This is a genomic window from Nonlabens marinus S1-08 (assembly GCF_000831385.1).
Lineage (GTDB): Bacteria > Bacteroidota > Bacteroidia > Flavobacteriales > Flavobacteriaceae > Nonlabens > Nonlabens marinus.
Genome location: NZ_AP014548.1, coordinates 1,849,286 through 1,862,326, shown reverse-complemented (window position 1 = coordinate 1,862,326; position 13,041 = coordinate 1,849,286). Strand labels below are relative to the sequence as shown.

At 38.7% G+C, this 13,041-nt stretch carries 15 protein-coding genes; 11 read left to right on the top strand and 4 right to left on the bottom strand.

Going from position 1 to position 13,041, the window contains the following annotated elements:
- The first annotated feature begins 64 nt into the window (after positions 1-64).
- Positions 65-1,252 (top strand): acyloxyacyl hydrolase, encoded by a 1,188-nt coding sequence (locus NMS_RS13505; protein WP_148311361.1) that lies wholly within the window; start codon positions 65-67, stop codon positions 1,250-1,252.
- A gap of 115 nt (positions 1,253-1,367) precedes the next feature.
- Complete coding sequence (locus tag NMS_RS08530) at positions 1,368-2,294, top strand: 2-hydroxyacid dehydrogenase (RefSeq protein WP_041496322.1); 927 nt, start codon at positions 1,368-1,370, stop codon at positions 2,292-2,294.
- 88 nt (positions 2,295-2,382) lie between these two features.
- Here the strand turns inward: NMS_RS08530 and NMS_RS08525 are convergent, their stop codons facing one another.
- Positions 2,383-2,601, bottom strand: coding sequence for a putative signal transducing protein (locus NMS_RS08525; RefSeq protein WP_041496321.1), 219 nt, complete (start codon positions 2,599-2,601; stop codon positions 2,383-2,385).
- A 105-nt stretch (positions 2,602-2,706) separates the two neighbouring features.
- Entirely contained in the window at positions 2,707-3,237 is a 531-nt protein-coding gene (locus tag NMS_RS13500; RefSeq protein WP_052476861.1) for an MrcB family domain-containing protein, read from the bottom strand.
- Between the two features lie 147 nt (positions 3,238-3,384).
- On the opposite strand from NMS_RS13500, the gene NMS_RS08515 reads away from it, so the two are divergent.
- Complete coding sequence (locus NMS_RS08515) at positions 3,385-4,650, top strand: DNA cytosine methyltransferase (protein ID WP_041497601.1); 1,266 nt, start codon at positions 3,385-3,387, stop codon at positions 4,648-4,650.
- A complete protein-coding gene (locus NMS_RS08510) occupies positions 4,647-5,726 on the top strand; it encodes an HpaII family restriction endonuclease (protein ID WP_041496320.1) in 1,080 nt (359 codons plus the stop codon). Before NMS_RS08515 ends, NMS_RS08510 begins: the two co-directional genes overlap by 4 nt.
- A 216-nt stretch (positions 5,727-5,942) precedes the next feature.
- Here NMS_RS08510 and NMS_RS13995 read toward each other — a convergent pair whose 3' ends face one another.
- Positions 5,943-6,542 (bottom strand): SEC-C metal-binding domain-containing protein, encoded by a 600-nt coding sequence (locus tag NMS_RS13995; protein ID WP_041496319.1) that lies wholly within the window; start codon positions 6,540-6,542, stop codon positions 5,943-5,945.
- 275 nt (positions 6,543-6,817) lie between these two features.
- Here NMS_RS13995 and NMS_RS08500 point away from each other — a divergent pair, with 275 nt between their 5' ends.
- Positions 6,818-7,156, top strand: a complete 339-nt coding sequence (locus NMS_RS08500) for a single-stranded DNA-binding protein (protein WP_041496318.1) — start codon at positions 6,818-6,820, stop codon at positions 7,154-7,156.
- Positions 7,157-7,173: 17 nt separating this feature from the next.
- Positions 7,174-7,404, top strand: coding sequence for a hypothetical protein (locus NMS_RS08495; protein ID WP_041496317.1), 231 nt, complete (start codon positions 7,174-7,176; stop codon positions 7,402-7,404).
- 24 nt (positions 7,405-7,428) lie between these two features.
- On the opposite strand, the gene recQ is transcribed toward NMS_RS08495, so the two are convergent.
- Entirely contained in the window at positions 7,429-9,621 is a 2,193-nt protein-coding gene (recQ, locus tag NMS_RS08490; protein ID WP_041496316.1) for a DNA helicase RecQ, read from the bottom strand.
- A gap of 86 nt (positions 9,622-9,707) precedes the next feature.
- Between recQ and NMS_RS08485 the strand changes: the two genes are divergently transcribed.
- The 5 genes from NMS_RS08485 to NMS_RS08465 are packed head-to-tail and all read left to right on the top strand — an operon-like array spanning position 9,708 to position 12,932.
- Positions 9,708-10,676 (top strand): KpsF/GutQ family sugar-phosphate isomerase, encoded by a 969-nt coding sequence (locus NMS_RS08485; protein ID WP_041497600.1) that lies wholly within the window; start codon positions 9,708-9,710, stop codon positions 10,674-10,676.
- The gene (tatC, locus tag NMS_RS08480; protein WP_041496315.1) at positions 10,677-11,519 is read left to right on the top strand and encodes a twin-arginine translocase subunit TatC; all 843 of its coding nucleotides are present in this window, start codon (positions 10,677-10,679) and stop codon (positions 11,517-11,519) included. It abuts the gene before it with no gap.
- 6 nt (positions 11,520-11,525) lie between these two features.
- Positions 11,526-11,882, top strand: coding sequence for a carboxymuconolactone decarboxylase family protein (locus NMS_RS08475; protein WP_041496314.1), 357 nt, complete (start codon positions 11,526-11,528; stop codon positions 11,880-11,882).
- Positions 11,883-11,896: 14 nt separating this feature from the next.
- Entirely contained in the window at positions 11,897-12,349 is a 453-nt protein-coding gene (locus tag NMS_RS08470; protein ID WP_041496313.1) for a PH domain-containing protein, read from the top strand.
- Positions 12,350-12,362: 13 nt separating this feature from the next.
- Complete coding sequence (locus tag NMS_RS08465) at positions 12,363-12,932, top strand: cob(I)yrinic acid a,c-diamide adenosyltransferase (protein ID WP_041496312.1); 570 nt, start codon at positions 12,363-12,365, stop codon at positions 12,930-12,932.
- The last annotated feature ends 109 nt before the right edge of the window (positions 12,933-13,041 follow it).

Below are 13,041 nucleotides of genomic sequence, written 5' to 3'. Positions count from 1 at the left end.
TTTAGGAGCATAAAAGGTACATTTACCACTTCTTATAGTGAATCTGTTGAAAATAATCTACCTCTTGCCTTTTGTACTACTGCTACCCATTATTTCATATGGACAAGCTGCAGATGAAGATTATCCATTTCTTTCCAAAACCTACGTACAGTTCAATCTGGGATTAATTTACAATGATTTCAATCAAAAACAGCTCGAACCAGGATTCACCTATCAGGACACCAGCCCTAACCGGTTCTCTGGTCGCATTTTATTAGGCTATGAGTTCTCTGAAAACTGGGCGATTCAATATGGTGTGCTGAGACCGGCAGCCTGGTTTCAATACAACAAGGTGAATGGAACTGACTTAAACAAGAGTGTCTGGACAAACTTGTGGTCGCTTACCGTGAAAAAAGACGTTCCAATCAATGACACCTGGGGAGTTTTTATAGAGGCTGGTCCTGCTACTGTCGCCCGCAAAGGTTTCAGCTTAGGGAATCAGGCAGGCCTAACAGATTACCGCTATTTCTCTCTTTTGACCGGTGCTGGAGTTACTTACAAACTATCTGACCAGTGGGAGCTCTTAGCGCACGGAGTTTTTTTGCCTAAAGCACAAGAAAATCAACCCTCCATACAGCAATTTAGTGCTGGTGTGCAATACAACCTCAATGAATTAACTCCTAAAGTCACAGAATCAGAAGCTGACAAAAAGCCCTTCTTTCCTTCTAAAACGCTGCAATTGGGGTATGGAAATGACTTTATAGGGTATGCGCCTAATAAGATTTTCTCCATGAATGCCAGAGTTGGTGAAACTGACGGATTGGGTTTGCCTGTGTTTTGGTATGGAGATGCTAAAGCGTCCAAAACTTTACTAATAAACTATGCTTCTACCGTTTATAGCTCTAAAAAGTTTTTCAGTCTGGGTTATGGGATAAGCGCTACCGCTTTTGAGAGCAGTATCGACAAGGACTGGACTGCCGCTTTTTCTGTTTACCCGCAAATGAGTTTCTTTTTCTGGAGGCGGGAGGCTTTTGACATGTATGCTACCTATAGCGTGATCGGCCCTACTTTTATAACAAGAGAAGATATTGATGGCGAGGAAACTGGGCCTAAAATCACTTATCAAGATTTTATAGCTGCTGGCGCATACTTCGGTAAGAATCGGCGCTGGAATGCGGAGTTGAAGATCATTCACTACTCCAACGGGAACATTTTTACTCACAACGACGGTGTTGCGGTGCCTGTGGTCTTTCAGGTGGGCTATCAATGGTAAGGACATAAGGTTTATTTCGCTTTCGCGAAAGCGAGCTCCTCTACAAAACTTAAACCCGCATTAAACATTCTTTGATCTGGTTTGGCTTTTCTATTTTTAAACCAAAATCAAGAAAGTGGCATTACTTCTCATAAGAAACGACAACAACTACGACTCGTGGATCAAGGCTCTTAAAGCTGAAGATCCTAAGATTGCTGTACATACTCCAGCAACGGTTGAGAATCCGGGAGATATTCACATGGCTATTACCTGGAAGGCACCTCATGGGGTCTTTGAGAAATATCCTGAATTGAAAGTGATCGGTTCTATGGGAGCCGGCGTGGATCACTTGTTTGAGGATCCATCGCTACCTCAAGATGTTCCATTGACCCGTATTGTAGATAAAAAGCTGTCGGGCGACATGCAAGAATTTGTGCTTGCTCAATGTCTCAACTATATTAAAAATCTTACCGGCTACACACAGCTCCAAAAAGAGGGCGTCTGGAAACCTATGTCTTATAAGCGTGTGGCAGATGTCTCGGTTGGTATTTTAGGCTTTGGAACATTGGGGCAAGCAGTAGGAAAAAAACTACAAAAAACAGGTTTTAAAGTAAGTGGCTGGTCACAGAGCAAAAAAAATATAGCAGGCATCAAAAGCTATAAGGAAGATGCGCTGGATGAATTTTTAGAAGATTGCGAGATTCTGGTATGCCTGCTGCCGTTGACACCAGCAACCGCTGAAATTCTTAACCAATCTCTATTTGAAAAACTACCTAAAGGAGCTTACCTGATCAATGTAGCGCGTGGAGGTCATTTGAAGGACGCGGATTTAATCGCTGCACTCGATCAAGGAGCCTTGTCTGGTGCTGCCCTAGATGTGTTCCATACAGAACCACTTCCCGAAGACCATCCCTTCTGGCAACGAAAAGAAATTCTAATTACACCACACGTGGCGAGTGTGAGCAATGCCGCATCAGTAGCGTCGCAAGTGGTAGAGAATTACAAAAGAATGGAGCGCGGCGAGGAATTACTACATCAAGTTTCTCAAGAAAAGAGGTACTAGTAACCGGAATTCAGACCGTCAAAGTTGAATCTTAAATAACTGACTTCGTCTGATTTGACCAGGCCTATCCGCTTTTTACGTATTGCAGCTACGGATTGTCGAAAGCCGTAATAATTGGTCGCGCCTTGTCTACGTCTGATTCCAGAATGTGTAATTCCACATCATCACCCGTACTGCCAAATCCGGCCAGTCTAGCCGATTCTTTGCGATCCTTGATAAGGAAGGTGATATTCTCTTTTTGAAATAGATCTGCTAATCTATTTATAGTGATGGCGCTGCCGGTGTATGCTTTGATGTAGTTGTTCATTTGTAGTTTAAGTTTTTTGGTTATTTGTCAGAATCTTTTGTTTAATATATTATTTGTACCATTTGTATTATTCGTTACGAAAGCGAAGTTCGAGAGAACAAATAATTAATTTAAGCCATTGCTATTTACACTCGTTAAGATTTTTTTTAGTTCATTCAAATCGCTTGGGTCAGCAAGCTTATGAATCATACTGTGGCAATTACTACATAGTACCGCAAAATCATTTTCAAGATCAACTTTAAATTTCCCAATCCCAAGTTCAGAAATAGGTTTTAAATGATGAGCTTCGATAAACTGCTTGCCAATTTCTCCATATTTATCTACAAATTTCATTTCACAGGCTTCACATTTATACCCTTTCAACTTTTTCACTTTTTTTGAAAGCGATGAATTCCTTTCGATTCTCCAATGTAACCTTATTTGTTTAGTCTCGAATGCTTCATTGTTAAAGTGATCACTGAATGAACTATCGGAATAGGTGAGATTCTCATAGAACTCTAAAAACTGTAGAACATCGGCTCCTAAATGTTTTGAACTGGGTAAGTTGTCGGCGGAATAGTACTTTGCGATAATATTTCCCGCTTGATAATGTTTTTCGATACCTGCAAGCTGAACCCAGCCGCACAACCAGCACATTAGTTTTATGACAATATATAAGCCAACACAGAAAAATCATAAGAGCTGTTCCTTACCTTTGCGCTCAATAAAATTGTGAATAAAAATATAAAAACCGACCGACCAAAACAGCAAACTTTACTAGCTTGTAAGGTTAAATAGTAAATGATGATTGAAGAAAGAATTGACATAGAAAACATTGACAAACAACTATTTGAAATAAAAGTAGTTGACTCTGATAATTCTAAACCTGCTTCTTTTACGCATTATTTACACAATCATAAAAATGGAGTTTCTCGATATTACAAAAAAGATGCACTTTCCTACGTAAGAGAAATTCTTGAAAGAGAATATCCAACAGAAGAAGTTACAAATAAAGTAGCAGAGGAAGCACTTCAATATCTCATTTTCGACCTCAATAAATCTATTCCATTTCCAGCACCTAAAAAACCGAATTTTAAGTTTATCGACCTTTTTGCAGGAATTGGTGGATTTCGTTTAGCTCTTCAAAATCTTAAAGGAAAGTGTGTTTTTACAAGCGAATGGGACAAATATTCAAAGCAAACTTATAAAGCCAATTTTGGAGAAATTCCTTTTGGAGATATTACAAAAAATGAAACAAAAAATTATATTCCAGACAATTTTGATGTGCTTTGTGCAGGCTTTCCTTGTCAAGCGTTTTCGATTGCGGGAAGACGAGGAGGATTTGAAGATACACGAGGAACCTTGTTTTTTGATGTTGCAGAAATTATAAAAAAGAAACAACCTAAAGCGATTTTTTTAGAAAATGTAAAAGGACTAAGAAATCACGATAAAGGAAAAACTTTGGCGACAATATTAAACGTGCTTCGAGAAGATTTAGGCTATTATGTACCTGAACCACAAATATTAAATGCAAAAGAATTTGGCGTTCCTCAAAATCGTGAACGAATCTTGATCGTAGGTTTCCGTAAAGATTTAGGAATAACTGATTTTCAGTATCCAGAACCAACTAATAAAACAGCAGTATTAGATGATATTTTAGAACAAGAAGAAGTTTCTGTTAAATATTATTTATCGACAACTTATGTTCAAACATTAAAAAATCACAGAGCACGCCACGAAAGCAAAGGAAATGGATTTGGTTACGAAATAATTGCAAATGATGGAACAGCAAACGCAGTTGTTTGTGGTGGAATGGGCAGAGAACGAAATTTAGTTTTTGATGATAGACTTACGAATTTTAAACCAATAACTAACATTTCAGGAAAGGTTAATCGAGAAGGAATTAGAAAAATGACACCACGAGAATGGGCAAGATTACAGGGATTTCCAGACAATTTTAAAATCATAGTCTCAGACGCACAAGCATACAAACAATTCGGAAATTCAGTTGCAGTTCCCGCAATCCAAGCAACAGCGGAAAAAATAATAGAAAAACTTAACTGTAAATGATTACCGGAAATAAGGGAGAATGGAGCGAGGTGTATGCGCTTTTCAAATTATTAGGTGACAAACAATTATTTCTTGGAAACAAAGACATTGAAAAATTAGAAGGGTTAGTTTACCCAATTATCAAAATACTTCGCACCGAAAACAACGGTAAATTTGATTATTCAATCCAAGGTGAGATTATTTTAGTTTCGGGAGATGAAGAAGTTTTAAAAATCCATATTTCAGACTTTAAAGACAAAGCACTTTTTCTTTTAAATGCAATCAAGCAAAATAAAGAAAGGACTTTTTCAGTTCCAGAAATTGAGGAGTTTATGCAATCCATAAATTGTATTTCCTTAAAAGCTAGTTCTTATGCAAAAACTGATATTACGATTGTTGTTCATGACCAAAGAACCAATCAACAACCTACATTGGGATTTAGCATAAAATCGCAACTGGGGAGCCCTTCTACTCTATTAAATGCAGGTAAAACGACAAACTTTATTTATAAAATTGTTGGAGCTAATTTAACTGAAAACGAAATTGAAAAAATCAATTCAATTGCTTCGAGAAGTAAAATAATGGATAGAATTGTTCAAATTCAAAAGAATGGTGGGCAATTTGATTTTATAAAAACAGAACGACAAATATTTTCAAATAATCTGGTTCTAATTGACAGTTTGTTACCAGAGATTTTATCGCAAATTGTTTTTGATTTTTATTCAAGTGAGTTTTCGCATTTGACCGATTTGGTAAACAAAACGGCTGACCAAAATCCATTAAACTTTGACATTGAAAACGAACATAAGTTTTACGAATACAAAATAAAACGCTTCTTGACAGATGTTGCTCTGGGAATGATGCCATCGCAAGTTTGGACAGGAAAATATGATGCGACAGGCGGATATTTAATCGTAAAAGAAGACGGAGATATTTTGTGCTACCACATTTACAACAGAAATGAATTCGAGGATTACCTGCTAAATAATACAAAACTAGATACTGCAAGTTCTTCTCGCCACAGATTTGGCGAAATATATAAAAAAAACAGAGAACTATATTTTAATCTGAATTTACAAATTAGGTTTACAAAATAGCCAATGCTAAAAGCCTTACACATCTGCAATTCGCTTCCTGCACTAACAGTCATGCACTCTGCATAATGCGCATAAGGCGTTCCAAATGCTCCACGCGAGACTACAATTCAATCACTTTAACTATCTTCATCAATCAAAAACATTAAAAGGCAAGGTGACAGCCAAACGGGAGCCAACGCTTCACACACATTATACCTTTGCCGTTGTCCGCAGGCTTTACTTTTTATTCAAACAACACTTCTTATATTTTATTCCACTACCACAATGGCATTTGTCATTGCGCCCAATTTTTATGCTAAGATTGATTGGTTGTGGTTTTTTCTGTTCAATTAGCGTTTGATTTTGTTTTAGTAATTGCTCAATGACTTTATCTTTTAGTTCGTCATCACTTCCTTTAAAGTAGGTTTGTTGAACTAATATAGCAGCTGTTAAAATTGCCAAAATTGTTGTAATCCATTTATGGTAATCAATTCCTGGTGTTTTTTTGATTGTTTCAGCATATTCAGGCGAAATCTTTTCAACTTCTTTTACTACCTCTTCTTTCGGTTTTGGATTATTCTTAAACGTTTCTATTAAATTCTTTAATTCTAAAAGTTGTTCAATAGATGATTTCGGGCCTCTAATAAAGGAAATAGCTTCATCAAAATATTTATACACTCCGTCGGAAACAACACCTTTGGAACCACAGTTTGGACATGGTCCTACTTTCGAGTTGGTCATTTTAATTATAGCTGAACCTCTTCCTCCAATCAGGTTTGAAAATTCAAAAACTGATTTGCATTTATCATTCTCGCAAAATGCTATTATTCCACTCATATTATTCTTTTTCAGCTTGCATACAATACCTGGTAAGTACCATTCCTATCCGTAACCCTAAAATACTCAATAAATAAACACCTTTAACATAGAACGTCAATTCTACCTTTTACCAATAAACACAGATCAACTCAAATCATTAAACGTTTACAAACGACAATAAACGAAAGCAATTATTTAATTTGATTTGTGAATTTGAAAGTCGCTACATATTTGCACCGTCATCCAGAAACAAACGATGGCAGCACTTTATAAACCATATAAACAAATTCAACATGAGCACATTAAACAACAAAGTACAATTGATCGGTCACCTAGGAGCAGATCCAGAAATCGTTAACCTGACTGACGGAAAGAAGATTGCTAAATTCTCTATCGCTACCACTGATCGTTATAAAAACAAACAAGGAGAACAGGTATCTGATACTCAATGGCACCAAGTGGTTGCCTGGAACAAAACAGCAGAGATCATTGAGAAATACGTCACAAAAGGAAAACAAGTAGGCATCGATGGTAAATTGACCACCAGATCTTGGGAAGACAAAGAAGGCAACAAACGTTATACTACTGAGGTGATTTGTAACGAATTGCTTTTATTAGGGAATAAGGCGTAATCTAACGCTAGCTATAATTGAAAAGCTCCTATCGTGATGACGATAGGAGCTTTCTTGATTTTGGAAGGCTGGAGGCTGGAGGCTGGAGGCTGGAGGCTGGAGGCTGGAGGCTGTTAAAGAAAACAAATTCAAAAGAATTGGCAATCGGCAATCAAAGATTTCCTAAGGAAATCAACAATTGGCAATTCACCTTTTGGGATTTGAGATTTGAGATTTTACGGTTCAGAAATTACCACTTCCGATTTTGAACCTTGAAATTAAAAATCAGCACCCTAATTCCCTACTTCACTGATAAATTTGAGTCGGTACAAGCGCAGCTCTTCTTCTTCATAGTCGCCATCAAACTCCTCCATAGCAGCGTCGATGTGATCATTTTCAGATTCCATAAAATACTCGTGGAGTTCTTCTTGCTGGTCGTCATCCAGAACCTCATCTACCCAATAGCCTACATTAAGTTTAGTACCGCTATACACGATACTTTCTAATTCATTGATAAGATCTACCATCTCCATCCCTTTCGCGTCAGCGATATCTTCAAAAGAGAGTTTGCGGTCTATACTGGTTATGAAGTAAAGTTTATTTCCGCTTTTAGTACCGGTAGATTTAATAATTAAGTCGTCAGGTCTAATGATATCATTGTCTTCCACATATTGCGAAATTAGATCTACAAATGCTTTCCCAAATTTACGCGCCTTGCCTTCTCCTACTCCGTTGATATTAGCAAGTTCTTCCGTGGTGATTGGGAATTTAGTAGCCATGTCTTCAATGGAAGGATCTTGAAACACTACATAAGGCGGCACCTTTTTTTGATGGGCGACTTTTTTACGCAAGTCCTTTAGCATTTTGACCAGTTTATCATCAAGCGCAGCTGTTTTTCCAGCTCCCACAATGGAGTTAGCGTCATCATGATACGTATGATCATCGCTCATCATAAACGATTTACCATTCTTGACAAATTCTCTACCGACATCAGTCAATTTCAATGTGCCATAAGATTCAATATCCTTGCGCAGGAATCTGGCAACTATGACTTGTCGTATCAAAGCGGTCCAAAATGTTGCTTCATGATCTTTCCCACTACCGAAATATTCATGAGCATCCAACTTATGACTTGCAATCATTGCGTTGCTCTTCCCTATTAAAATCTTGACGATGTCTTTTGATTTATAGCGTTCTCCCGCAGCTTCCACTACATTGATCAACTTTTTCACCTCATCCACCGCTTCTCGCTGTGGTTTTGGATTCCGCATATTGTCATCCATGTCACCTCCTAAACCAGTGGCGGGATCAAACTCTTCTCCAAAATAATGTAAGATATACTGCCTGCGACTCATGCTGGTCTCAGAGTAACCCACCATTTCCTGCAAAAGGGCGTGACCTATTTCTTGTTCAGCAATAGGTTTACCAGACATGAATTTTTCTAGTTTCTCAATGTCCTTATAACTATAATATGCCAGACAATGACCTTCGCCTCCATCGCGACCGGCTCTACCGGTTTCTTGATAATAGGATTCAATACTTTTCGGGATATCATGGTGAATTACAAACCGTACATCTGGTTTATCGATTCCCATTCCAAAAGCTATGGTAGCAACCACCACATCTACATCTTCCATAAGGAACATGTCTTGATGCGCGGCTCTCGTTTTTCCATCCAGCCCTGCATGGTAGGGAACTGCTTTGATCCCGTTCACTTGAAGTACCTGAGAAAGCTCTTCTACTCGCTTGCGGGACAAACAGTAAACGATCCCAGATTTACCTTCATTCTGTTTGATGAACCTAGTAATGTCCGCATCAACCGTTTCTGTTTTAGGTCGAACTTCATAATAAAGGTTCGGTCTATTAAAGGACGCTTTAAAAGTAGTTGCGTTAGGAATTTGTAGATTCTTGAGAATATCCTCCTGCACCTTAGGTGTCGCAGTAGCAGTAAGCCCTATAATAGGTATATCGTCACCTATGCGATCTATTATCTTACGCAAATTGCGGTATTCCGGTCTAAAGTCGTGACCCCATTCACTAATACAGTGGGCTTCATCGACTGCTAGAAAGGATATCGTCTGATCTTTTAAAAAGTCGACATATTCTTCCTTAGTCAGGGACTCGGGCGCTACATAAAGTAGCTTAGTCACTCCGTTTTCAATGTCTTCTTTGACGCGCTGGATCTCGCCCTTGGTAAGACTGCTATTAAGTACGTGTGCTACACCATCATTATCAGAGATACCACGAATGGCATCTACTTGATTCTTCATTAGCGCAATAAGAGGCGACACAATAATCGCCGTCCCGTCTTGCATTAATGCAGGTAATTGATAGCATAAGGACTTGCCACCGCCGGTGGGCATGATCACAAATACATCTTCCTTATTTAATAATGAGGTAACTACGCTTTCCTGCAGTCCTCTAAACTGACTAAAACCGAAGTATTTCTTGAGGTTTTCCTCTAATCCAGAATGCTTAAATGCCATACGGCTGCTCTGTTTTTGTTTATCTTTGTACCCTTAAATTTACGATTAAATTCGTTTTACACAAATCGTTCAAAACCCAATTGCCTTTGAGCACCGCAGATCAAATTCTAGAAGTAGCAAAACGCACCATTCGCATTGAGGCAAATGCTGTCAAAGAACTGGAAAATGTGGTGGATTCCGCTTTCGCGAAAGCGGTACTCCACATCCACCAATCGCAAGGAAGAGTCATCGTTACTGGTATAGGTAAAAGTGCTATCATTGCGCAGAAAATTGTAGCAACCATGAACTCTACGGGCACACCAGCCATTTTCATGCATGCCGCTGATGCGATCCATGGCGACCTAGGAATTGTACAAAAAAATGACGTAGTGGTGTGTATTTCTAAAAGCGGAAACACTCCAGAGATCAAAGTGCTCGTTCCCCTCATAAAAAATTTCAGCAATAAATTAATTGCGATTACCAGTAATCGAGATTCTTTCCTTGGGACAGAGGCAGATTATGTTTTACTGGCTCCTATTCAAGAAGAAGCATGCCCTAACGGTCTTGCTCCTACCACCAGCACTACAGTCCAGTTGGTAATAGGTGATGCACTGGCAGTCAGCCTGCTGGAACTAAAAGGATTTACCGATCAAGATTTTGCCAGATACCATCCTGGTGGCGCCTTAGGTAAAAAATTATACCTAAGAGTACGCGATCTATCAGATCAACGCAGCAAACCAGAAGTAGCACTGCAAACCTCTATGAGAGAAGTCATTGTGAATATCTCAGAAAATATGCTGGGAATGACTGTAGTCGTGGAAGACAAAAAAGTGAAAGGCATCATTACCGATGGGGACTTAAGACGTATGCTCACTAGTGGTAAAGACATCGATTCACTTGTAGCTCAAGATATCATGAGTAAAAATCCTAAAACCATTCCAACCGACTGGATGGCGATACAGGCTAGGGAACTCATGGAGGAAAAACACATCTCGCAATTGATTGCGGTAGATGAGCAGGATAACTATGCAGGTGTGGTTCACATTCACGACGTCATTAGAGAAGGGATCGTATAAATGGCACGTAAGAAAGCAGACCCTAATAATATGTCCTTTCTGGACCACGTGGAGGAATTGCGCTGGTGCCTGATTCGCTCCATCATAGGAATTATGATAGGTGCAGTCGTCGCATTTTTAGCTCGCAAATTCATCTTTGATACAGTCATATTTGGCCCCATAAAAAGAGACTTTGTAACCTATCAGACCTTTTGTAAAATAGGTCGCTTCTTTGGGATTGAAAGCGAATTCTGTGATCCTAACTTCAATTTCATCCTGCAGTCAAGAGAAATGTCTGATTTGTTCAGTGTTCACGTTTGGACATCAATAACCGTTGGATTTGTAGTGGCTTTTCCATGGGTATTGTGGCAATTTTGGAAATTTATTTCTCCAGGACTCAAAAACAATGAGCGCAAATACAGCAGCGGTTTCATTATCGTGAGCAGCCTACTATTCTTTATAGGAGTGGTGTTCGGGTATTACGTGATTGCACCACTATCGGTTCATTTTATGTTGACCTACCAGTTGAGTGATTTTGTAGAAACCCAACCTAGCATTCAAAGTTATGTCGCTTATATCAGGGCCAGTGCCTTAGCCAGTGGAATTTTGTTTGAACTGCCTATTATCATCTATTTCCTGACTAAAATAGGTCTTGCGACACCAGAAGGTATGCGCAAATACCGCAAGTTTGCTCTAGTCATAGTCTTGATCGTTGCTGCTGTCATCACACCGCCAGACATCGCTAGCCAAATTATAGTTGCCATACCTGTTCTCATATTATATGAGCTGAGTATTTACATATCAAAATTCGTTTTAAAACGTGAGGCGAGAGCCAAAAGAAAATTAGCAAAACAATCTCAATAAATCCCCATGAGTAACATCGTAGAAGACTTCAATTCCTACCGCGCAAAAATGAATGACGCGATCTTAGAAGACAATAATAAAATTATCAAACGTATCTTCAATCTGGACACCAATGCTTTTGCAGCAGGAGCCTTAGATAAAAAGACTAAAGAATTACTTGGTCTAGTTGCCAGTACCGTTTTGAGGTGTGATGACTGTGTCAAATACCATTTAGAGGCAAGCCATAAGGCTGGCCTAACTAAAGAAGAGGTGGTAGAAGCTTTGTCCATCGCTACATTAGTAGGTGGTACCATTGTCATCCCGCACTTGCGTCGAGCTTATGAGTATTGGGATGCTGTAGAACAGCAATCTAAGGTAGAATAAGAAAAATCATAATAATGAAGTTTAGAAGCAAAAAAGGATTTTTGATGATAAGCGTGGTTATTGTTGTATCCACCTTAATGCTCTATCTTCTTTTTTCTGCGCTCAACAATACAAATAAAGATTTGGACATCTGGATTCCAAGTATTGTTTTGATACTCGCAGTTCCTTTGTTTTTGCTTTGGATACTTGTGCATACCTATTATGTTCTTGAAAACGGAGAGCTCAAATACGTATCTGGCCCTATTAGAGGCTCAATTAAGATAGCCGATATTAGACAGGTAACAAAAAACACTACGCTATGGGTAGGTTTGAAGCCGGCAACCGCGCGTAATGGTATTATCATCAGTTCTAAAAATTACAGTGAGCTTTACATTAGCCCAGTTAACAATAATAAGTTCATTGAATCACTCTTAGAGATCAACTCACAGATAAAAGTGGTGGATCATAAGAACGATCCCATTCCCTAATTAATAAACAACTATGAAAATCTATACAAAAACAGGCGATACTGGTGAGACTTCATTATTTGGAGGCAGCCGAGTGCCTAAGCATGATTTACGCATTGATAGTTATGGAACAGTAGACGAGCTTAATTCCTGGATAGGACTCCTTAGAGATCAAAAAGTTGACGAGAAAACGCAAGCATTTTTAATAGAAGTACAAGATCGTTTATTCACCATAGGCTCTATACTTGCTACTCCGCCAGAGAAAGAGTTACTTAAAAATGGGAAAGAACGACTTACCATTCCAAAAGTTACTGATACTGATATTTTAAAATTAGAACATGAAATGGATCAAATGGAGGAAGCTTTGCCAGCCATGACTCATTTCATATTGCCTGGAGGGCATCAATCTGTGTCATTCTGTCACATCGCTCGAACAGTTTGCAGACGCGCAGAACGCTTATCTACAGCACTTAACGAATTAACTCCTGTTCACCCACAAGTTCTCAAATACCTCAACAGACTTTCTGACTATCTATTTGTACTGGCACGTAAATTGTCCAAAGATCTTCAGGCAGAAGAAATCAAGTGGATTCCTAAAAAATAATAAGATCGCTGGGCCGGGCTTCCTCATCTATTGAAGAAAAACGACAGCCAACCAAGGAAATACACACTTCAAACTTTGACTAAAACGAATTGATTTCCAAAAGCTTAAC